This is a genomic window from Ferrovibrio sp. GW821-FHT12E11, from assembly GCF_058806975.1.
This window is the reverse complement of sequence record NZ_JBXAQG010000001.1, coordinates 1,090,501-1,110,395: the sequence shown is the minus strand read 5'-3', so window position 1 is coordinate 1,110,395 and position 19,895 is coordinate 1,090,501. Positions and strand designations below refer to the sequence as shown.

Here is a 19,895-nt window from a genome sequence, read left to right as displayed (position 1 = left end):
CGATATAAGCCCGGATCATGATCGCGCCGCCGGCCGGATCGCCACCCGCCCGGTCCTGCCTGCCCGGCCTTGCCGGGTGGCGGCGCCGCCCGGATTGCCCAAGGATTCCCGCAGGATGCCCGGGCTTATCGGCCCGCCGGCCCGTCTTGCCCGGGGCCGGCGGCTCCTGTATGGTCCGCGCCATCACGCCGGCCCCGGCGCACCCGTAGCTCAGCTGGATAGAGCGCTGCCCTCCGAAGGCAGAGGTCACAAGTTCGAATCTTGTCGGGTGCACCATTCCGCCGGCCTTCCGCACCGCCCCGCATTAACCCGATCGCTACCCGGTACGGGCGATGCTGCGGCAGGATCGCAACAGGACGGCGCCATGCGGGTGGTTTTCGCAGCGAATATCCCGCCCCAGCAGCCGGCGGAGCAGAGCGGCCATCTGGCCAGCGCGCGCTATCGCGGCCTGATCCCGGCGGCGGCCCTGCGCCAGGACGGCGTGCCGGCCACGGTGATCTCCTTCCTCGACCTGTTCAAACCGGATTTCGATCCCGCCATCGATCTGCTGGTGCTGCACCAGCCGAAAGACGACATCGTCCATTTCGCCAAGGTGATCTCGGTCTTCCTCGATCGCATGGAGGCGGTGCGGGCGCGCGGCGGCGTCATCCTGCTCGATGTCTCCGATTTCAAGTTCAGCGCCGAATATGCCGCCCGGCTGACCGAGAAGCTGGGCCGCGAGGGCGCCGAGACCTACCGCCTGATCCTCGACAACATCTTCGCCCGCAGCAGCGCCGTCACCGCGCCCACCGAGGCGCTGGCCGCCATGCTGCGCACCGTGCTGCGCGACAAGCTGCCGGTTTTCGTGGTCGACGATGTGGTGGAGGTGGAACAGCGCGCGCCGCGCTTCGCGCCCGGCCCGGTGCTCAAGCTGCTGTGGTTCGGCATGATGTCGTCGCATGCCGAGGCGATGCAGCGCTTCCTGAAATACGATCTGCCGCGCATCGATGCGCAGCAGTCGGTGCAACTGCAGCTGATCTGCGAACCGCTCAGTGCCGCGCCCGATGGCGTGCTGGTGCTGGAAGAGGGCGGCAAGACCCATCGCGTGACGGTGACGCCCTGGTCGGTGCCGGCTGTGCAGCAGGGGTTGGAGGATTGCGACATCGTGGTGCTGCCCTTCGATGTCGAGTCGCATCTCTCGCGCGGCAAGAGCAACAACCGCGCCCTGCAGGCGCTCTATGCCGGCCGCTACACGGTGGCGCATCCGATCGACAGCTACCTGCCGTTGGGGGAGTATGTCGGTCTCGACCGCGATCTGGCGGCGGCGGTGGCCACGGCGCTGGCCGATCCGGCTGCGGCGCTGGTGCGGATCGGGCGCGGCCAGGCCCATGTGGCGGCGCAGTACAGTCCCCAGGCCATCGGCCGGCGCTGGCTGGCCCTGGTCCGGCAGCTGCTGCCGCCCGCTTCTTAACCGCCGGACTTCTTAACGTATCGTCAGGTTTCGGCCGCTAGTCTGCCGGGGCCGGAACCCGGTCCGGCGCAGAAGGATACAGTCAAGCCGATGCGGATCATCGCCACCGACCTGCCCGATGTGTTCATCATCGAGATGCGCGCCTTCTCGGATGCCCGCGGCTTCATCAAGGAGCTGTGGAACGCACCGCGTTATCTCAACAACGGCCTCGGCGTCCCCTCGGTGCAGACGAATTTCTCCCGCTCCGGCAAGGGCGTGGTGCGCGGCCTGCATTTTCAGGAACCCCATGCCCAGGGCAAGCTGGTCACCGCGCTGGCCGGCGAAGTGTTCGACGTGGCCGTCGACATCCGCAAGGGCTCGCCGCATTTCGGCAAATGGACCGGCACCGTGCTGTCGGGCGACAACCATCGTCAGTTGTGGATTCCGCCGGGCTTCGCCCATGGTTTCGCCGTGCTCAGCGACAGCGCCGATTTCCTCTACCAGTGCACCGCGCCCTATGATCCGAACTGCGAGCATGCGATCCGCTGGGATGATCCCGCCATCGGCATCGACTGGAAGGTGAGCAACCCGGTCATTGCCGACAAGGACCGCGCCGCGCCGCTGCTGCGGGATGTGAAAGTCCTGCCGCCGTATTATCCGCTGCCGCCGCTGATCACGACGCAGAATGGCATCGGGGTCTGACAACACCGGGCGGCTGCGCGTCGCCGTCATCGGGCAGAGCGGCCAGCTCGCCCGTGCCCTGGCCGAGGCTGCAGCGGAGTCCGGCTGCGATGTCGTGTGCCTGGGTCGGCCGCAGCTCGATCTGGCGCATCCGGCCACGATATCGCCAGCGTTGGCGGCTGCCGATATCGTCATCAATACCGCGGCCTATACCGCCGTCGACAAGGCCGAGGCTGAACCCGATCTCGCTTTCCGCATCAACCGCGATGGCGCCGCCGCCGTGGCGCAGGCCTGCGCCGCTGCCGGCCTGCCGCTGATCCACGTCTCCACCGATTATGTCTTCGACGGCATGGCGACGCAGGCCTACCGCGAGAGCGATGCCTGCAACCCGCAGACGGCCTATGGCCGCTCCAAGCTGGCCGGCGAGCAGGCGGTGCTGCAGGCGTATCCCGCCGCGGTGATCGTTCGCACCGCCTGGCTGCACAGTCCCTATGGCAGCAACTTTGTCCGTACCATGCTGCGTCTGGCCGGCGAGCGCGACAGCTTGCGGGTGGTGGCCGACCAGCAGGGTTCGCCCACCTATGCGCCGGATCTCGCCGTGGCGTTGCTTGCCATGGCGCGGATGCGTGCGGTGGCGCCAGACGATCCACGGTTCGCCGGCCTGTTCCATCTGGCCGGCAGCGGCATGGCCAGTTGGCATGCCGTGGCGCAAGCAACCATGGAGGCCGCAGCGGCACTGGGCCAGCGTGCCGTGCCGGTGGCGCCGATCACGACGGCCGACTATCCGACGCCGGCACAGCGGCCGGCCTTCTCGGTTCTCGATACCGCAAAGGTGGCGCAGGTCTATGGCATTCGCCTGCCGCCCTGGCGCGACGGGCTGAATCGTGGCGTCGCCCGCCTGCTGGCGCCGGCTTCTGCCTTGCCTGCCTCATAACTCCATGCGATGAGCATCCGATGTCCGAGATCAAACTCTGCTGTCTGACCGTCACGCCGCTGCCCCGTCACCGGGCCGCCGGCGGCCTGCTGGCACTGACCGGCTTGACCGCGGAACGACTGGCCGCTGCAGCGCCCGCTGTCGTGGTGCTGCCGGCAGCCGTGCAGCCGGCCGTGCTGCAGGCCGCATCCTGGGCGCGACAGCAGGGCGCGCGGGTGCTGATCGATTGCCATGACGGGCAGCTGGAGACGCTGGTCCAGCCGGGCGTGCTGCGGACGCTGGCGGCGTCGGCCGATGGCTTCGCTGCGGCTTCGCCCGGGCTTGCCGCGCTGGTGCACCAGGAAACCGGACGGACGGCGTCTCTGGTCAGTGATCCCTGCAGTCTGCCGGCCCTGCCGCCACGCTTTGCCCCGCAGCCGGGCCAGCCCCTGCAACTGGTGTGGTTCGGTGATGCCGTCGACCTGCCCGAACTAGGCCCGCTGGCCAATGAACTGCTGGCCTATACGTCGCTGCGCCCGCTTGCTCTGACCATCCTCGGCACCTTGCCGGAGCCTCTGGCCGGCACGCTGCGCCGCATGCATGAAGTGACCGGCGGTCGCCTGACCGTGACGGTGCGCGAGGGCGACGACGCAGCCATTGCCGCGGCGCTGGACTCTTGCGACGCGGTGGTGCTGCCGGCATCGCCGGACGAACGCGGCCGTTTGCGCAGCGCAAGCCGCGCGGTGACGGCGATCCGCGCCGGCCGGCTGGTTGTCGCGGTGCCGCAGCCGGCCCTGCAGGCCTTCGATGGGGGTTTGTTGCTGGATGGCTCACTGGCCAATGCGCTGCGTCGGGCCGAGAAGGAGGCGCAGGCCATGGTGGCGCGCATCGCTGCCGGTCAGGCGCTGGTCGAAGCGCAGTGTTCGACTACGGCCGTGGCCGCGCAATGGCAGGCCGCTGCCGCTGCGGCGCTGGCGGCGGAACCGGTTGCCGTGCCGGCCGCGGTGGCGGTCATGTCCGGCGTGAAGCTCAATCTCGGCTGCGGCGACAAGATCCTGCCCGGCTATATCAATTGCGATGCGCTGGCCTCGCGCGGCCAGGGCGGCGCGGTGGATGTCCAGTGCAATATCACCCAGCCGCTGCCCTTTGCCGACAATGTCGCCGGCGAGGTCCTGGCTGTGCATGTGGTGGAGCATATCTGGCGCTGGCAGGTGGCCGATGTGCTGCGCGACTGGCGTCGCGTGCTGCAGCCCGGCGGCAAGATCGTGCTGGAATGCCCGAACCTGCTGAGCGCGGCGATGGAGCTGGTGAAGAACCCGATGCTGGCGGCCGGGCCCGGTCCGGAAGGTCAGCGCAGCATGTGGGTGTTCTACGGCGATCCGCGCTGGCGCGATCCGCTGATGAATCACTGCTGGGGCTATACGCCGCAGAGCCTGGCGGCCCTGCTGGTCGAGACCGGGTTTGTCGAGGTGCGGCAGGAACCGGCGCAGTTCAAGTTGCGCGAGCCGCGCGACATGCGCATCGTGGGCGTGAAGCCGGCGTAAGCCGTCAGGCCGGCCACTCGCCGGGGTCGATCAGGTTCTTGTCGACCAGGTAGCGCGCCAGGTGCAGGTCGATGGGACGGTCGATCGCCACCGAATGCAGATCATCCATGACCAGGCCGTAGCTGTTCGGCGGATCGCCGTAAATCTTGCCGGTGCGCTTGAAGGTCTGCCAGTCGAACAGGTAGAGGCTGCCGTTCATGGTGACTTCGTCCTTGAAGTCCTGGCGGCGCAGCGTGTGCATATTGGCGATACGGTCGACAATGGTGGCGATCGAACCGTCGGGGCCGATCGGCGCGACGAAGATCGATGGCATCGTCACCTGGCGCACACCGACCACCAGCGTCGCCTTGCGCGCCTTGTACAGCGCAATGGCCTTGGCGTAGTCCTCGGCACGGGCGAAGGGCGAAGCCGGCTCAAGCAGCAGGATGGCGTCATAGGAGGTGCCCTCCTCGCGTTCGAACCAGTCGATGGCATGCTGTACCACCTCGACCGCCTGGGTGGTGTCGCTGGCGAGTTCGGCCGGGCGCAGGAACGGGCATTCGACGCCATGACGGCGGGCTTCGGCCTGGATTTCCTCGGACTCAGTAGAGATCACCAGCCGGGTGCATTGGTTGCGCGCCGAGCGGGCCTTGTAGCCGATCAGCGACAGGCCGCCGACTTCCTGCAGGTTCTTGCGCGGCACGCCTTTGGACCCGGCGCGGGCAACAATCAGGCCGAGGATGCGCAGGTCGGGATCGCCGGTCATGCCGGATGCGCCGCCGTGGTTGCGGCCACGACGCTCTGCATGGCCGAGAGCGGCGCAATCAGTGCCATGTTCGGCGCCGGCATCAGCACACCGACGCCCTCAATGCCCAGCATCTTGGCGGCCGCATGCACGAACAGCTTGCATTCACGGTGGTTCAGCAGCGGCCAGCGGCGCTCCATCGACTTGTCAGCGCCAAAATTCTTGACCGAACGCATCGGCGTGAGGGCGAGATCGGCAAAGGTGCAGGCCGGCGGGTCGAGCGCATCGAATGCATCGAGCGTTTCCTGCACCACGAAGTTGTCGACGCCGAAGATATACTTGCGGATGATATCCAGGCTTTCCGGATAGGGCTGCTTGATCTGTTCCAGCGCATTCTCCGGGCCCAGGGCGGGCACCAGCGTGGAGCTGAACATCTGGTCGGCCTCGGCCATGAAGTTGCCGACCTGCTTGTCCAGCAGCAAGGCCTCCAGGCCGGTGGTGCAGTTGCCCTGCAGCACGGCGTCGGCGGCCAGCAGCCACGGCACGATCGGCCCGCTGTCTTCGACGAAAACCTTCGGCAGATGCTGCAGGCGGTCACGCCAGATCTGCGGATTCTCATGCGGGTGCGGTCGCACGATGACCGTTTTGCCTTCCGCCGACAGCTTTTCGCTGAGCAGGACGATGGTGGCGATGCCGATCTGCTCGCGCTCATGCTGTTCGGAGAAGTAGTCCCGCTGCATGTCGCGGGCCAGGCTGTTATAGCCGGCGCGTTCCTGTTCGACCGGGCGGAAGCTGCCACTCAGTCCGAACGAGGAGGTGATCAGGGTGAAGTCGCCGAACTGCTGCTTGATGGCCTGGACCGCCGGCATGTACAGCGCACGCGTATGCGGACGCAACAGCTCGATACGGGCATTGCCGATGGTCAGGACCTTGCCGAAGGGCATGGCCTTGGCCATCCGTGCATCCAGCGAGGTCGACGACAGATAGACGTCGACATGCTGCGCCGTGGCCTCGTTGTAATGAATCTTGGCGTAGTCGGCGCCGTAGTCGTTGTCTGCGATGTTGATGATTTCCTCACAGCTGCCGACGGTGCGGCTGCCGTGCTGATGGGCGAGGGCGTAATAATGCGCGCATTGCCGGCTCACGGTCTTGTGCCAGAAAATGCCGGCCGGCAGGTTGGGCAGATTGGCGCGCATGATCAGCTTCTGGGTGAGCATGCTGGTGTAGCCGCGGGCCGCCGCCGCCACGGCAAAGAACAGCCGCGCGTTCAATTCGCGCCGCTGCACCTCGCACGACATATAAATCGGTCTGATCTTCATCGGTGGGCGCGCGGCCTTTGGCGCTTTGTTAACGAAATCACAGCATTCTCGCGGGTATATATATAACAAGGTGTTAAAAAGACCAGCGGGTTTTGCGATGCGGGACGGTACAGGACAGCGGCGCGAATCCGGCAATGCACGGTCGCTCGACAACTGCCTTGCCGATCTGAGCGCCTCCATTCTCGACGTGATTCGCTGCCTGCATATCAACGGCCTGCGGATCGTGCTGATTCACGAAAATGGCTTCCTGCGCGGCACCGTCACCGACGGCGATATCCGGCGGGCGATCCTGGCCAACATCTCGCTGGAGACCGCCGCCCATACGATCATGAATGCGCAGCCGATGGTGATCGATTCTTCGGTCAACCATGTCCGTGCCCTGGAGACCATGCGGCGAAATGCCATCACGGTCCTACCGGTTGTCGATGGCGAAGGCCGTATCCTCGATCTGCTCGAGATGCGGCAGCTGCTCAGCGAGCAGTCCCATCGCAACTGGGTGGTGCTGATGGCAGGCGGACTGGGCACGCGGCTGCGTCCGCTGACCGAGACGATTCCGAAGCCGATGGTGGTGGTGGGCGGACGGCCGATTCTGGAAACCACCATCATCCAGTTCGCCGGCCAGGGTTTCCACGAACTGTTCGTATCGGTCAACTACAAGGCCGAGATCATCGAATCCTATTTCGGTAACGGACAACGCTACAACGCGGATATCCGATATCTGCGCGAGCCTTCCCGGCTGGGCACCGCCGGCGCCCTGTCGCTGCTGCCGCAGCGTCCGGAGCATCCGGTGATCGTCATGAATGGCGATATCCTGACGACGCTGTGGTTCCCGAGCCTGGTCGAGGCGCATGAGAAATCCGGCGCGCTGGCCACGGTGGCGCTGACCGAGCATACCTATACGGTGCCGTTCGGCGTGGTCTCGGTCGATGGCGCACGGGTCGCACGCATTGAGGAAAAGCCGTCGCAGAAGATGAAGGTCAATTCCGGCATCTATGTGCTGAGCCCGGAAGCCTGGGACTGGATCAAGCCTGGCGAGCTGCTCGACATGCCCAGCCTGCTGGCGCGCATGCTGGAGGCCGGTGCGCCGGTCGGCGCCTGGCAGATCGAGGGCTACTGGACCGATATCGGCCGCTACGAGGATCTCGGCATGGCCAATGCAAAATTCGGCGAAATTTTCGGCGGCATCGGCTGAGTATACTGCAGTCCGGCCTAGCGGTGCCCGGTATCGAAAAAACCGACCAGCTGCGCCAGCTGGTTTGCCTGCGTGGCAAGCTGCTGGGCTGAAGCCGAGGTTTCTTCCACCAGGGCGCCGTTGCGCTGCGTCATCTCGTCCATCTGGCCGACAGCGGTGTTGATCTGGTCCAGGCCGGTGGCCTGCTCGCGGCTGGCCGCCGTGATCTCGGCGACGATGTCGGAAACCTTCTTCACGGATTCCATGATGTCGGTGAGCGAGCGGCCGGCCTGACCGACCAGTTCGGCACCGGTCCTGACCTGGGTGCTGGACGTGCCGATCAGCGTCTTGATGTCCTTCGAGGCGCTGGCGGAACGCTGGGCGAGCCCGCGGACTTCCTGGGCCACCACGGCAAAGCCCTTGCCGGCTTCGCCGGCGCGGGCGGCTTCGACCGAGGCATTGAGCGCCAGCAGGTTGGTCTGGAAGGCGATCTCGTCGATCAGGCCGACGATGTCGGAAATCTTGCGCGCGCTCTCTTCGATGCCGCCCATGGCACCGACCACTTCCGTCATGATATGGCCGCCGCGTTCGGCGGCATTGCGGGCAGCCGAAGCCATCTGGTTGCCGGCCTCGGCATTGTCGGCATTCTGTTTCACCGTGGTGGTGATCTCGTGCATCGAGGCCGCGGTTTCCTCGATTGATGCGGCCTGGGATTCCGTGCGCTGGGCCAGATCCTGACTGGCGGTGGAAATCTCGGCCGAGGCGTTGCGGACCACCTGGGCGGTTTCGGCCAGGCGGGCGGCGAAGTCGCGCAGCTTGCCAGCCATGCTGTTGACGCTGTCCTTGAGCTGACCATAAACACCGCTGTAGCTGCCATCGACCGACCGTGTCAGCGTGCCGTTTGCCATGGCGCCGGTCACATCGGCCAGTTCGCGCGTCATCTGCTGCAGCGTTTCGGTCAGGGTGTTGAGCTGCTGGCTGATGGTCAGCAGGAAGCCATCCTTGCCGGCCTCGTCGAGACGGCCGGCGAGGTCGCCGCCCGCGACGCGCTCGCAAAGGTTCGAAATCTCGGCAATCGCCTGGCGCTCGCGCGCTTCCCGTGCGTTGCGCTCGCGTTCGGTTTCCGCCCGTTGCGCTGCCGCACTCGCCTCGGCGTTGCGTTTGTCGATGGCATTCTGGCGGAACACCAGCAGTGAGCGTCCGATCAGGCCAACCTCGTCGCGGCGGCCGTCATCGGCAATCTCGATGTTCAGGTCATCCTGGGCCAGGCGTTCCATCCCCGAGATCATGCGGCGCAGCGGGCGGCTGATCGCCGCCAGCGTGATCAGGATGGCAAGCCCGAGGCCGATGGCGCCGCCGATGCCCGACTGCACCAGCATGGCGGTGACGGCGCGGTCGCCATCCACGCGCGCCTTGGCGCTGAACTCGGTGATCTCCTTGGAGATCGCATCCTCCATCGGCCGGATGCGATTGCGAATCTCCTCGGCCTGCACCGCGCCGGCGGCGGCAACCTGCCGGCTGGCCTCGGCATTGCCCTGTTCGGCCGCCTGCAGCACGCTGCGATGCACGGCTTCATAGGCCTCGACTGCCTGGACCATAGCGGCCAGCCGCTGCTGCGCGTCCGCGCCATGCAGCAGGCCCTTCAGGTTGTCGATGCGCACGCCAAGCCGGCGCCGTTCATCGGCGGCCCTGGCGGCGACCTCGCTGCGTGCAGCCGGCGTCGTGGCATGTGGGATGCTCTCCACCATGCGGATCCAGCTCAAGGCGTTGGCGGTGCCGCGTCCGGCATTCTCGACCCGCTTGGCCTGCAGTTCCAGTTCAGCGATATCGGTGGAGAGTTCGTGCAGGCCGCGATAGCCGGTCCAGACGCTGGCGGCCATGGCGGCCAGCAGGACCAGGATGACGGTCATGATTTTCCAGAGAATGCCCCAACTCTTGAATGACAGCATGACAGCGCCCCCCATGCAGCAGACCGGTTTCTGGTGCGTATTGAATGCCTAAAGCGGTGGTCGGGGCTACCGGATTCTATTGGGGCTGGTGCTTACACGGTAAAAACCGCTTGACATTTCAATATAATCTGTGTACGGATTAAATGGCTGAGGCAAATATGCCCGGCAGGCAGGGGGGGATTTATGACACAGGTACAGGATCGTCCGGTCATCGTTGTTGGCGGCGGTATTGGCGGACTGGCATCCGCGCTGGCGCTGGCGCTCAAGGGCATCCGCAGCATCCTGCTGGAGCAGTCGGCTGAATTCCGTGAGGTCGGCGCCGGCATCCAGCTCGGTCCGAATGTGTTCAAGCGCTTCGATGCCCTGGGCATCCGCGCCGGCATCGATGCCAAGGCGGTGTTTCCCGACAACCTGATCATGCGCGATGCCCTGACCGGCGACGAGGTGACGCGCATGCCGCTGGGCGAGCAGGTGGTAAAGCGCTGGGGCACGCCTTATGCCGTCACCCATCGTGCCGACCTGCATGCCACGCTGGTGGAGGCCTGCCGCGCCCAGCCGCAGATCGAACTGCGCAACAATGCCAAGGTCGCCGCCTATACGGATACCGGCGAGGGCGTGACCGTAACGCTGGCCGATGGCGAGAGTCTTGCCGGCAGCGCGATGATCGCCTGCGACGGGCTGTGGTCTGCCGTGCGCGAGGATATCGTCGGCGATGGCAAGCCGCGCGTTTCCGGCCATGTCGCCTATCGCGCCGTGCTGCCGGCCGCAGACGTGCCGCAGGGCCAGTTCGAAAACAACGTGGTGCTCTGGGCCGGCCCGAAAACCCATCTGGTGCATTACCCGCTGCGCCGTGGCGAGCTGTACAATCTGGTCGCCGTGTTCCACTCAAACCGCTACGAGGAAGGCTGGAATGCGTTTGGCGATGTGGATGAGCTGAACGAGCGCTTCCAGAACCAGCAGCCGCAGGTGCACAAGCTGCTCGACAAGATTGAGTCCTGGCGCATGTGGGTGCTGTGCGACCGCGAGCCGGTGGCGAACTGGACCAAGGGCCGCATCACGCTGCTGGGCGATGCGGCGCATCCGATGCTGCAGTATCTGGCCCAGGGCGCCTGCATGGCCATCGAGGATGCAGTCTGCCTCGCCGATTGCCTTAGCCAGTCGCGCAGCGATCCGAACGAGGCTTTCCTCGCCTACCAGCAGGCGCGTTACCTGCGCACGGCGCGGGTGCAGGTGATGGCAAGGGTCTATGGCGATTTCTATCATGCGACCGGGCCGGTGCGCGAATTGCGCAACATGGCGCTGTCGGGCCGTACGACGGAGCAGGCCTATGCCGGGAATGACTGGCTGTATGGCGGCTAAAGCGTATCCAGCGGAATTTTAAGATAGCGCCGGCCATTCGTTTCGGGCGGCGGCAGATGGCCGGCGCGCATGTTGACCTGCACGGACGGCAACATCAGCTTCGGCATGTCCAGTTCGGCATCGCGCGCGGTCCGCATGGTCACGAAACTGTCTTCATCCACACCGTCGCGGATATGCACGTTCGACCGGCGCTGCTCGGCCACCGTGGTTTCCCAGCGATAATCGTCGCGGCCCGGCGCCTTGTAGTCATGACAGAGAAACAGCCGTGTCTGTGGCGGCAGCGCCAGGATGCGGCGGATCGAGCGATACAGTTGCCGGGCATCGCCGCCGGGGAAGTCGCAGCGCGCCGTGCCGTAATCGGGCATGAATAGCGTATCGCCGACAAACGCCGCGTCGCCGATCACATATGTGGCGCAGGCCGGTGTGTGGCCGGGCGTGTGCAGCACCTGCACGGGCAGGCTGCCGATCATGAAGGTGTCGCCATCCGCGAACAGGCGGTCGAACTGGCTGCCGTCGCAGGCGAAGTCCGCGCCGGCATTGAAGATGCGGGCAAAGGCGCCCTGGACCTGGGTCACATCGCTGCCGATGCCGAGGCGGCCGCCGCTACGCCGGCGCAGATAGGGCGCCGCCGACAGATGATCGGCATGCACATGGGTTTCCAGCACCCAGTCGGTCTGCAGGCCCTGTGCCGCCACATGCTTCAGGATGGCGTCGGCACTGGTCGTGGCGGTGCGGCCCGACGCGGCATCGAAATCCAGCACGCTGTCGATGATGGCACAGCGTTGCGTCGCGGGATCGGCGACCACGTAGCTGACCGTGTAGGTGGCGGAATCGAAGAAGGCATGAACGAGCGGATGCATGACGATATCCTGCGCGTCCGGGCTGATTCTTACAATCCTATTCTGTGGATTTTATGGGCGGGTTGCGGGCGAAAATCGTCAGCAGCATCGCCGCGAAAATACCGCCAGCCCCCAGGGCGAACAGCAGGTTGTAGGAATGCGTCTGCTCGAACAGGTAGGAAAACAGGTAGCCGACGCCGGCCGAAGCGCCGGCAAACCCGGCGGTGAGCCAGCCCCAGACCTGGCGATGGGCGGCAAAGCCGACCAGTTCGACCACGCGTCCGGACGCCAGCGCCGAGATGCCCGGCGTCATCGCACCGACGGTGACGGCCGAAATGCCCAGCGCGATCGGATGTTGCGACACCAGCGGGATGGCGATGGCGAAGCTCTTGATGGCGAGCACGCCGATGATGCTGCGATAGAAACCGAAGCGCTCGGCCACGAAGCCGACCAAGATCGGACCGCTCAGGGCACCGATGCCGAACAGCACCCAGGAGAGGCCGCCGGCGGCGACGCCGCGGCCAAGCCCGCGTGCCACGTAATCGGCCAGGAAAACCGTGTGCGGCACGAAGCCGGCGGAATCCAGCGTGTAGGCAGCCAGCAGCAGGGCGACCGGCAGGGTGAAGGCGCGCGCCGGCGCATCGCCGAGGGCCGGTGATGGCAGGGTGGCATCGCTGTCCCACTGTTTCCATGTCAGGGCCGCGATGATCAGCGCGAGAAGGCCCATGCCGGCCCAGATCGGCGCGGGGCCGAGGCCGGCCAGCGCCGGCACCAGCGTTCCGGCCGTGATGATGCCGGTGCCGACGCCGGTGAAGATGATGCCATTGGTGCGGCCGCGCTGGGCCAGCGGCGCGCGACTCAGGATCAGCGGAATCGCCGCCACCATCAGCAGGCCGCCGGTGAAGCCGGCGAGAAACCGCCAGGGCGCAAACCAGAAAAAACCCCAGGGCAGGGCGCAGACGATCAGGCTGACAGCCGTCAGCACCATGGAGATGCGCGTCAGGCGCGCCACCGGCACCAGCCGCGCCAAGGTGGCCGCCAGCAGGCTGCCAGCGACATAGCCGAACAGGTTGGTGGCGCCGAGATAACCGGCCTCGCCAGCGCTGAGCCAGTCGTTCTCGATCAGCACCGGCACCAGCGGCGTATAGCCGAAGCGGCCGAGACCTAGACCGAGCAACAGGGCGCCAAAGCCGGCCAGGGCGTTACGCACAACAGGATTGATCATGGGGAAAACACACCGGAAGCTGGCCAGAAAGCCGAAGCCTTATGCTAGCCCAGCGACCGGGTGTCGACGACCATCGCCGCTATAATATTTAGCGATGGCACATATGCATTTTATGGCACGTACGCATTATTGATGCAGCTATCTACTTGCCGAGCAGGCCTTTCAGCTTGTCCGTGGCCGAGCCAGTACCGCCGGTGCTGCCGCCCGTGCCGCTGCCGCCGAGCAGGCCGCCGGCCTGGTTCTTCAGCAGATCGCCCGCCTGCTTCTGCAGTTCGCCGGTGGCGACGCGGCTGGCCTGGGCGGTGATCGCGCCGATCACCTTGTCCGTCACTTCAGCCGGCGTGGCGCCACCCTTGTCCTTGCCGATATCCTTCAACTGGATGGTCGGCAGCGGCGCTGACAGCGTGCGGCCCTGCAGCGCGCTATGGGTAATGGCGATCCTGCCGTCGCGGATGATCAGGTTCTCAATGATGACTTTCTTTTCCGGCTGCTTGCTGGCGGCCTTATCCTTGTCCTCGGCGGCGCCGGCGGTCTTGTCGGGTTCTTTCTTGCCGCCACTGAACTTGGCCGCGTAGGACTGCACGTTCTTCTGCAGGGTTTCCAGATTGCCGCCAGCGGAGGCGTATTCATAGGAGATCGCCGGCTGCAGGATGGTGACATCCTTGATGATGATGGTGTTGGACTGCAGGCTTGCGATATCAAGCGCGATCTTGATGTCGCCCAGCGCAATCGCTTCGGGGCCATTGAAGCCTTTCGGGTTCTTCACCACCAGGCCGCTCAGCTCGCCGCTACCGCTGGTGGGCGCGAGCTTGACGCTTTTCAGGGTGACGCTGGCCTGGGTTGACTCGGTGCCGTAGCGCTCGATCACCGCCTTGACGATGCTGTCGAGGTTGGACGCGAAGTAATAGGCCGCACCGGCAATGGCGATCACGACGATGGCGACGGCGAGAGCGATTTTCTTGATCATGGCCTGTCCTCTTCTGGGCGGTTTCCTGCCGATGGTGATTATCCGCCGGTCGCTGCGGCGCGGCAAGAGATTGCCATGGCGGCCCCGTGCCAGCGACTAGGCAGGTGCCGGGAAAGCCGGTAAAGTCCGGCCAACTGATATATCAGATGGGAGAGAAAATGACCGAGACCCCGTCGACCGGCTCTCTGGCCGATCGTCTGAGCCGGTGCTACGCCTCGGCTGTCCATGATGTGCTGCGCGCCCAGGGCCATGATAACTGCCTGCTGCCGCACGAGATTCGCCCGATCGATCCGGCCCATACCCTGGCCGGTGAAATCTGGACGGTCAGCGGCCATATCGACCGCACCAGATCCGCCCACGAAACCCTGCTGGAATGGACCGGGGTGCTGTCCAAGGCACCCGGCGGCCGGGTGGTGATCTGCCAGCCCAACAACAAGGAAGTCGCGCTGATGGGCGAGCTGTCGGCCTCGGCGCTGCAGCTCAAAGGCGTGCGCGGCTATATCGTCGATGGCGGCTGCCGCGACGTGGCGATGATCGAGGGAATCGGTTTCCCGGTCTGGTGCAGCTTCTTCACGCCCTCCGATATCGTATCGCGCTGGGTGCCCGATCGCTTCGGTGCGCCGATCACCATCGGCACGGTGACGATCAGCAGCGGCGACTATGTGATTGCCGACCGCGATGGCGTGGTGATCGTGCCTGCCGCCATGGCGGAAGCGGTTGTCACCCGCACGGAAGAGGTGATGAGCACCGAAGGCGAAGTGCGTCGCCATATCATGGCCGGCATGGACCCGCAGGAGGCCTACAAGCGCTATGGCAAGTTCTGAGACCGATCCGCGCCTGCTGATCCTGGCATCCGGCGACAACATCGCCGTGGCGCGTCAGGAAATCGCGGCCGACACGGCGGTCGAAGTCGCCGGCCGTCGCGTGATCCTGCAGCGTGCACTCGGCTTCGGCCACAAGATCGCAATACGGGATATCGCCGCCGGCGAGAAGATCGTCAAATACGGCGCCCCGATCGGCCGTGCCACGGCGGCGATTGCACTGGGCGAGTATGTGCATAACCACAATGTCGCCAGCGATTACATGGCCAATACCGTGGCGGTGGAGGCAGCCCCATGACACAGACAGAGATGCGCGGCTGGCGTCGCGCCGACGGCCGCAAGGGTATCCGCAATTATGTCGCGGTAGCCTATCTGGTCGAATGCGCCCATCATGTGTCGAAAGAGATCGCCTGGCCCTATCGCGAGCAGGGCGCCCATGTGATCGGCTTTCCCGGCTGCTATCCCAATGCCTATGCGCTGAAGATGATGCAGCGGCTGTGCACCCATCCCAATGTGGGTGCGGTGCTGCTGATCTCGCTGGGCTGTGAGGGCTTCAACAAGAAACTGCTGGAGCGCACCATCAAGGACAGCGGCCGTCCGGTGGAGCTGCTGGCGATCCAGGAGCATGGCGGCACCCGCTCCACCATTGAAAAGGGTCGCGCCTGGGTCGAAGCGCAGCTCAAAAACCTGGCCGTACAGCCGACCGAACCGATGGATGTCTCCGAACTGGTGGTGGGCACCATCTGCGGCGGTTCCGATGCCACTTCGGGCCTGACCGCCAATCCGGCCATGGGGCGCGCTTTCGATTTCCTGGTTGCGGAAAAGGCGGCAGCGATCTTCGAGGAGACCGGCGAGCTGATCGGCATGGAAGGCTGGATGGCGGAACGTGCCGTCACGCCCGAACTGGGCATCGAGCTCAAGGCCTGCGTCGCCAAGGCGGCGCGCTATTACGAGACGCTGGGATATCCCAGCTTTGCGCCGGGCAATGCCGATGGCGGCCTGACCACCATCGAGGAAAAATCGCTGGGGGCCTATGCCAAGAGCGGTGCCTCGCCGATCAGCGGCATCATCAAGCCGGGCGATATTCCGCCGCGTGGCGGGCTCTATCTTCTGGATGTCGTGCCCGATGGCGAGGTGCGCTTCGGCTTTCCCAATATCAGCGACAATGCCGAGATCGCGGAACTGATTGCCTGCGGTTCGCATGTCATCCTGTTTTCGACCGGACGCGGTTCGGTGGTCGGTTCCGCCCTAGCGCCGGTGATCAAGGTCTGTGCCAATCCGCGGACCTATGCCCGCATGGCCGATGATATGGATGTCAATGCCGGCCGGATTCTCGACGGCACCGCCGATCTCGATACCGTCGGCCGCGAGATATTCGATCTGATCAAGCAGGTGGGCGCCGGTGCCGCCACCAAATCCGAGGGACTCGGGCACCAGGAATTCATCCTCACCTACAAGAGTTTCGAGCCCATCGGTCCGGCCTGCCTGCCGGCGGTGGCCTGATATCTGACAGCAGGAGAAGCGTATGCGTCTGGAAGGGAAAACAGCAGTCATCACGGCAGCGGCGCAAGGGATCGGTCGAGCCTCGGCCATCGCTTTTGCCCAGGAGGGCGCCAGGGTGATCGCTACGGATATCAACGAAGAAAAGCTGAAGCAGCTCGGCGCGCTGCCCAATATCCGCACCCGCAAGCTGGATGTCCTGGATGCCGACGCCATCGCCGCTTTCGCCAAGGAGATCGGCCCAGTCGACGCGCTGTTCAACTGCGCCGGCTTCGTGCATCACGGCACCATCCTGGAGACCGAAGAGAAAGACTGGGATTTCTCCTTCGACCTCAATGTGCGTGCCATGTATCGCATGGTGAAGGCCTTCCTGCCCGGCATGATCGCGGCGGGCAAGGGCGGTTCCATCGTCAACATGTCGTCGGCCTGCTCATCGGTGAAGGGCGCGCCGAACCGCTTTGTCTACGGCACGACCAAAGCGGCCGTGATCGGCCTGACCAAGTCGATTGCCGCCGACTTCATCAAGCAGGGCATCCGTTGCAATGCGATCTGCCCGGGCACCATCCAGACGCCGTCGCTGGACGATCGCATCGCCGCCCAGGCGGCAGCAGTCGGCGGTGTGGAGCAGGCGCGCGCCGGCTTCGTGTCGCGCCAGCCGCTTGGCCGGCTCGGCACGCCGGAGGAAATCGCGGCGCTGGCCGTCTATCTGTCCGCCGATGAGTCCGCCTTCACCACCGGTACGATCCATGTGATCGATGGCGGCTGGTCGATCTGATCGTTCTGCAAGGAGAAACGTGAGATGAAACTGTTGCGTTACGGCCCGGTGGGCCAGGAAAAGCCCGGCCTGCTCGATGCGGCGGGCACCATCCGAGACTTGTCCACCGTGGTGCCCGATATTGCCGGCAGCACATTGAGTCCCGCTGGACTGGACAAGCTCAAGTCGCTCGATCCGAAGGCTTTGCCTGTTGTATCCGGCAACCCGCGCATCGGGCCCTGCGTCAACCGTGTCGGCAAGTTCATCTGCATCGGCCTGAATTATTCCGACCATGCGGCCGAGACCGGCGCCACCGTGCCGCCGGAGCCAATCATTTTCATGAAGGCCACCTCGGCGATCATGGGACCGGATGACGACATCATCATCCCGAAGAACTCGCAGAAGACCGACTGGGAGGTCGAGCTTGGCGTCGTGATCGGTTCGGTGGCGCGCTATGTCAGCGAAGCCGATGCGATGAAGCATGTCGCTGGCTATTGCCTGATCAACGATGTCTCCGAGCGCGCGTTCCAGACCGAGCGGCACGGCCAGTGGACCAAGGGCAAGAGCTGCGACAGCTTCGGCCCGATCGGACCGTGGCTGGTAACGGCCGACGAAGTGCCGGATCCGCAGAACCTGACAATGTTCTGCGATGTGAACGGTAAGCGTTTCCAGAATGGCTCGACCAAAACCATGGTCTATGGCGTGCGTTATCTGGTCAGTTATCTCAGCCAGTTCATGTCGCTGCAGCCCGGCGATATCATCTCGACCGGCACGCCGCCGGGCGTTGGCCTGGGCCAGAAGCCGCCAGTCTATCTGCAAGACGGCGACAAGGTTCATCTCGGCATCCAGGGTCTGGGCGAGCAGCGCCAGACCGCGCGAGACTACAAGGCCTGATCAGAAGGGCTGCGGCACCGTACGGCCGATCGAGGTGAAGAAGGCCTCGACGGCGGTGCGGCGCGGGATCGGCGCCACAGCGCCGTAGCCGATGGTGGTGAGGGCTGCCGCGGCATTGGCGTAAGTTGCGGCCTGCAACGGGTCGGCGCCGCGGACCAGCTCTGCCAGGAAGGCGCCGTCGAAACAGTCGCCGGCGCCGGTGGCATCCACGGTCGATACGCGATGACCGGCCAGTCGCCAGCGACCTTCGGCGCTGGCGACAAGAACGCCATCGGCGCCGCATTTCAGCACCACCAGCGGGATGCCCATGGCGCGGTAGAAATCGAGGATCGCCACCGGATCGCTCAGGCCGCTGAGCGCTGTCGCATCCTCCAGGCTCGGCAAAGCAATATCGCTCAGACGCAACGCGGCATGGATCGCCTCGCGTGCCGTCTCGATCGGCCAGAGTTTGAGCCGCAGGTTGGTGTCGAAGGATACCTTGCGGCCGGCCTTGCGCATGCGCCCGATGGCTGCCATCGCCGTATCGCGCATGCTCTGGCTGACCGCCAGCGTGATGCCCGAGACATGCAGCAGCTTGGCGGCTTCCAGCGCGTCACCGGGCAGGTCGGCCGGTGTCATGCGGCTGGCGGCCGAGCCCTTGCGATAATAAGTGAAGGTATGGCCCTGTTCGCCATGGGTGACGAAATAGATCGCTGTCGGGGCATCGTCGCGCTGTGCAACCGTGCTGGTATCGACGCCCTCGGTACGCCAGAGACCGAGCAGCAGGTCGCCAAACGGATCATGTCCCAGTAAAGTGCAGTAGGCGCTCGCAGCGCCCTGCCGCGCTGCAGCAATCGCACAGTTCGAGGTATCGCCGCCAAAACCGCGCAGATACTGGTCACTGCCAGCGCCACCGGTCTGGTTGAACTCGACCATGGCCTCGCCAAGGCAGAGAATATCGAACGCCATCGCGTCAGCGCCTCCCTGTTGCTCCTTTCCTAGCTGACAGGGGCGACGGGAGCAAGTCATCTGACATATCAGATATTAACTTGAGGCGGTCCAGTGGCGCTGCTACGGTGCGATCTGGCAGGAAACAAGGTCTCGTCATGGCAAAAACCACCGCCGCCCGCACCACGCGGCTTGAGCGTCCGAAATCCCTCACCGAACTGGTCAAGGATCACGTCCGTTCGCGGATCACCAATGGCGAATTAATGATGGGCGAGGCGCTGTCGGAAAACGTGCTGGCGGCACAGCTGGGCATTTCCAAGACACCAGTTCGCGAGGCGCTGCTGCAGCTCAAACTGGAAGGTCTGGTGGATATCCAGCCGCAGCGTGGCAGTTTTGTATTCTCGCTGGCGCCGGAAGAGGCGGCCGAGATGTGCCAGTATCGCGTGATCCTGGAATCGGCGGCCCTGCGCGATGCCTTGGCCAACGATGAGCCCGGGCTGGTCGAGGCGCTGGAGCAGAATGTGCGCCGCATGGCCAAGGCGGTGCAGGATGGCGACATGCCGGCCTATCGCCGGCTGGATACGGAATACCATCTGCATATCCTGGCCCGGGCCAACAACCGCTTCCTGACCCAGGCGCATCAGCAGCTTGAGATGAAAATCCAGGCGTTGCGCGCCCGCGTTACCTCGAAAGAACGCACGGTGGGGGATTCGCTTGCCGAGCATCAGAATATCGTCAAGCTGCTGCGCGCCAAGGAACGCACCAAGGCGCTGAACCTGCTGGGTGTTCATATCCGGGCGGCCTCGCGCGATTACCAGATCATCCTGCAGGAGCAGGCGCGCGGCCGGGAGCGCAAGAGCGGCTGATCATGCGGGTGTA

Annotated in this window: 19 protein-coding genes and 1 tRNA gene; 13 read left to right on the top strand and 7 right to left on the bottom strand. The window is 65.0% G+C overall.

Translation table 11 applies throughout. The features are described 5' to 3' along the window. Positions 1 to 199 precede the first annotated feature (199 nt). From AC1ROT_RS05500 to AC1ROT_RS05480, 5 genes are all read left to right on the top strand, one after another. Positions 200 to 276 (top strand) — tRNA-Arg (locus AC1ROT_RS05500). A gap of 88 nt (positions 277 to 364) precedes the next feature. Further along, on the top strand, positions 365 to 1,450 hold the full coding sequence (locus tag AC1ROT_RS05495; protein ID WP_492997655.1) for a hypothetical protein: 1,086 nt from the start codon (positions 365 to 367) through the stop codon (positions 1,448 to 1,450). Positions 1,451 to 1,540: 90 nt separating this feature from the next. Further along, entirely contained in the window at positions 1,541 to 2,131 is a 591-nt protein-coding gene (gene rfbC / locus AC1ROT_RS05490; RefSeq protein ID WP_492969670.1) for a dTDP-4-dehydrorhamnose 3,5-epimerase, read from the top strand. Next, positions 2,115 to 3,044 (top strand): dTDP-4-dehydrorhamnose reductase, encoded by a 930-nt coding sequence (rfbD, locus tag AC1ROT_RS05485; protein WP_492997654.1) that lies wholly within the window; start codon positions 2,115 to 2,117, stop codon positions 3,042 to 3,044. The genes rfbC and rfbD overlap by 17 nt, the downstream gene beginning before the upstream one ends. A gap of 20 nt (positions 3,045 to 3,064) precedes the next feature. Beyond that, positions 3,065 to 4,567, top strand: coding sequence for a class I SAM-dependent methyltransferase (locus AC1ROT_RS05480; RefSeq protein WP_492997652.1), 1,503 nt, complete (start codon positions 3,065 to 3,067; stop codon positions 4,565 to 4,567). Positions 4,568 to 4,571: 4 nt separating this feature from the next. On the opposite strand, the gene AC1ROT_RS05475 is transcribed toward AC1ROT_RS05480, so the two are convergent. After that, positions 4,572 to 5,312 (bottom strand): acylneuraminate cytidylyltransferase family protein, encoded by a 741-nt coding sequence (locus AC1ROT_RS05475; RefSeq protein ID WP_492997648.1) that lies wholly within the window; start codon positions 5,310 to 5,312, stop codon positions 4,572 to 4,574. Next, positions 5,309 to 6,610, bottom strand: coding sequence for a surface carbohydrate biosynthesis protein (locus AC1ROT_RS05470; protein WP_492969674.1), 1,302 nt, complete (start codon positions 6,608 to 6,610; stop codon positions 5,309 to 5,311). Before AC1ROT_RS05470 ends, AC1ROT_RS05475 begins: the two co-directional genes overlap by 4 nt. A 97-nt stretch (positions 6,611 to 6,707) precedes the next feature. Here AC1ROT_RS05470 and AC1ROT_RS05465 point away from each other — a divergent pair, with 97 nt between their 5' ends. Then, a complete protein-coding gene (locus AC1ROT_RS05465; protein WP_492997646.1) occupies positions 6,708 to 7,802 on the top strand; it encodes a nucleotidyltransferase family protein in 1,095 nt (364 codons plus the stop codon). A gap of 17 nt (positions 7,803 to 7,819) precedes the next feature. Here AC1ROT_RS05465 and AC1ROT_RS05460 read toward each other — a convergent pair whose 3' ends face one another. Beyond that, a complete protein-coding gene (locus tag AC1ROT_RS05460) occupies positions 7,820 to 9,730 on the bottom strand; it encodes a methyl-accepting chemotaxis protein (protein WP_492997645.1) in 1,911 nt (636 codons plus the stop codon). A 183-nt stretch (positions 9,731 to 9,913) separates the two neighbouring features. Between AC1ROT_RS05460 and AC1ROT_RS05455 the strand changes: the two genes are divergently transcribed. Beyond that, positions 9,914 to 11,089, top strand: coding sequence for a 3-hydroxybenzoate 6-monooxygenase (locus AC1ROT_RS05455; protein WP_492997643.1), 1,176 nt, complete (start codon positions 9,914 to 9,916; stop codon positions 11,087 to 11,089). Here AC1ROT_RS05455 and AC1ROT_RS05450 read toward each other — a convergent pair. The 3 genes from AC1ROT_RS05450 to AC1ROT_RS05440 all read right to left on the bottom strand — a co-directional run bounded on the left by AC1ROT_RS05450 (position 11,086) and on the right by AC1ROT_RS05440 (position 14,120). Further along, positions 11,086 to 11,949 (bottom strand): MBL fold metallo-hydrolase, encoded by an 864-nt coding sequence (locus tag AC1ROT_RS05450; protein WP_492997641.1) that lies wholly within the window; start codon positions 11,947 to 11,949, stop codon positions 11,086 to 11,088. The genes AC1ROT_RS05455 and AC1ROT_RS05450 overlap by 4 nt on opposite strands. Positions 11,950 to 11,986: 37 nt before the next feature. Continuing rightward, complete coding sequence (locus AC1ROT_RS05445) at positions 11,987 to 13,153, bottom strand: YbfB/YjiJ family MFS transporter (protein ID WP_492997640.1); 1,167 nt, start codon at positions 13,151 to 13,153, stop codon at positions 11,987 to 11,989. A gap of 142 nt (positions 13,154 to 13,295) precedes the next feature. Further along, positions 13,296 to 14,120 (bottom strand): AsmA family protein, encoded by an 825-nt coding sequence (locus AC1ROT_RS05440; protein WP_492969680.1) that lies wholly within the window; start codon positions 14,118 to 14,120, stop codon positions 13,296 to 13,298. A 158-nt stretch (positions 14,121 to 14,278) separates the two neighbouring features. Between AC1ROT_RS05440 and AC1ROT_RS05435 the strand changes: the two genes are divergently transcribed. Genes AC1ROT_RS05435 through AC1ROT_RS05415 form a run of 5 tightly spaced genes read left to right on the top strand, consistent with a single transcriptional unit; the run spans position 14,279 to position 18,089 of the window. Continuing rightward, positions 14,279 to 14,944 carry an RraA family protein gene (locus tag AC1ROT_RS05435; RefSeq protein WP_492997638.1) on the top strand — a complete coding sequence of 222 codons (666 nt, stop codon included), beginning with the start codon at positions 14,279 to 14,281 and terminating at the stop codon, positions 14,942 to 14,944. After that, positions 14,931 to 15,239 carry a UxaA family hydrolase gene (locus AC1ROT_RS05430; RefSeq protein ID WP_492969682.1) on the top strand — a complete coding sequence of 103 codons (309 nt, stop codon included), beginning with the start codon at positions 14,931 to 14,933 and terminating at the stop codon, positions 15,237 to 15,239. Before AC1ROT_RS05435 ends, AC1ROT_RS05430 begins: the two co-directional genes overlap by 14 nt. Then, on the top strand, positions 15,236 to 16,444 hold the full coding sequence (locus tag AC1ROT_RS05425) for a UxaA family hydrolase (protein WP_492969683.1): 1,209 nt from the start codon (positions 15,236 to 15,238) through the stop codon (positions 16,442 to 16,444). Before AC1ROT_RS05430 ends, AC1ROT_RS05425 begins: the two co-directional genes overlap by 4 nt. A 22-nt stretch (positions 16,445 to 16,466) precedes the next feature. Further along, positions 16,467 to 17,216 (top strand): SDR family oxidoreductase, encoded by a 750-nt coding sequence (locus tag AC1ROT_RS05420; RefSeq protein WP_492997636.1) that lies wholly within the window; start codon positions 16,467 to 16,469, stop codon positions 17,214 to 17,216. A gap of 24 nt (positions 17,217 to 17,240) precedes the next feature. Next, positions 17,241 to 18,089 (top strand): fumarylacetoacetate hydrolase family protein, encoded by an 849-nt coding sequence (locus tag AC1ROT_RS05415; RefSeq protein WP_492969685.1) that lies wholly within the window; start codon positions 17,241 to 17,243, stop codon positions 18,087 to 18,089. Here AC1ROT_RS05415 and AC1ROT_RS05410 read toward each other — a convergent pair whose 3' ends face one another. Further along, positions 18,090 to 19,037 carry a sugar kinase gene (locus AC1ROT_RS05410; RefSeq protein WP_492997634.1) on the bottom strand — a complete coding sequence of 316 codons (948 nt, stop codon included), beginning with the start codon at positions 19,035 to 19,037 and terminating at the stop codon, positions 18,090 to 18,092. Between the two features lie 137 nt (positions 19,038 to 19,174). Between AC1ROT_RS05410 and AC1ROT_RS05405 the strand changes: the two genes are divergently transcribed. Then, positions 19,175 to 19,882, top strand: a complete 708-nt coding sequence (locus tag AC1ROT_RS05405; RefSeq protein WP_492969687.1) for a GntR family transcriptional regulator — start codon at positions 19,175 to 19,177, stop codon at positions 19,880 to 19,882. Positions 19,883 to 19,895: the final 13 nt, after the last annotated feature.

Bases quoted from the DNA above. Each gene is read 5' to 3' on its own strand.
- AC1ROT_RS05495 (WP_492997655.1), top strand. From the start codon at position 365: ATGCGGGTGGTTTTCGCAGCGAATATCCCGCCCCAGCAGCCGGCGGAG.
- rfbC (WP_492969670.1), top strand. From the start codon at position 1,541: ATGCGGATCATCGCCACCGACCTGCCCGATGTGTTCATCATCGAGATG.
- rfbD (WP_492997654.1), top strand. From the start codon at position 2,115: ATGGCATCGGGGTCTGACAACACCGGGCGGCTGCGCGTCGCCGTCATC.
- AC1ROT_RS05480 (WP_492997652.1), top strand. From the start codon at position 3,065: ATGTCCGAGATCAAACTCTGCTGTCTGACCGTCACGCCGCTGCCCCGT.
- AC1ROT_RS05475 (WP_492997648.1), bottom strand. From the start codon at position 5,312: ATGACCGGCGATCCCGACCTGCGCATCCTCGGCCTGATTGTTGCCCGC.
- AC1ROT_RS05470 (WP_492969674.1), bottom strand. From the start codon at position 6,610: ATGAAGATCAGACCGATTTATATGTCGTGCGAGGTGCAGCGGCGCGAA.
- AC1ROT_RS05465 (WP_492997646.1), top strand. From the start codon at position 6,708: ATGCGGGACGGTACAGGACAGCGGCGCGAATCCGGCAATGCACGGTCG.
- AC1ROT_RS05460 (WP_492997645.1), bottom strand. From the start codon at position 9,730: ATGCTGTCATTCAAGAGTTGGGGCATTCTCTGGAAAATCATGACCGTC.
- AC1ROT_RS05455 (WP_492997643.1), top strand. From the start codon at position 9,914: ATGACACAGGTACAGGATCGTCCGGTCATCGTTGTTGGCGGCGGTATT.
- AC1ROT_RS05450 (WP_492997641.1), bottom strand. From the start codon at position 11,949: ATGCATCCGCTCGTTCATGCCTTCTTCGATTCCGCCACCTACACGGTC.
- AC1ROT_RS05445 (WP_492997640.1), bottom strand. From the start codon at position 13,153: ATGATCAATCCTGTTGTGCGTAACGCCCTGGCCGGCTTTGGCGCCCTG.
- AC1ROT_RS05440 (WP_492969680.1), bottom strand. From the start codon at position 14,120: ATGATCAAGAAAATCGCTCTCGCCGTCGCCATCGTCGTGATCGCCATT.
- AC1ROT_RS05435 (WP_492997638.1), top strand. From the start codon at position 14,279: ATGACCGAGACCCCGTCGACCGGCTCTCTGGCCGATCGTCTGAGCCGG.
- AC1ROT_RS05430 (WP_492969682.1), top strand. From the start codon at position 14,931: ATGGCAAGTTCTGAGACCGATCCGCGCCTGCTGATCCTGGCATCCGGC.
- AC1ROT_RS05425 (WP_492969683.1), top strand. From the start codon at position 15,236: ATGACACAGACAGAGATGCGCGGCTGGCGTCGCGCCGACGGCCGCAAG.
- AC1ROT_RS05420 (WP_492997636.1), top strand. From the start codon at position 16,467: ATGCGTCTGGAAGGGAAAACAGCAGTCATCACGGCAGCGGCGCAAGGG.
- AC1ROT_RS05415 (WP_492969685.1), top strand. From the start codon at position 17,241: ATGAAACTGTTGCGTTACGGCCCGGTGGGCCAGGAAAAGCCCGGCCTG.
- AC1ROT_RS05410 (WP_492997634.1), bottom strand. From the start codon at position 19,037: ATGGCGTTCGATATTCTCTGCCTTGGCGAGGCCATGGTCGAGTTCAAC.
- AC1ROT_RS05405 (WP_492969687.1), top strand. From the start codon at position 19,175: ATGGCAAAAACCACCGCCGCCCGCACCACGCGGCTTGAGCGTCCGAAA.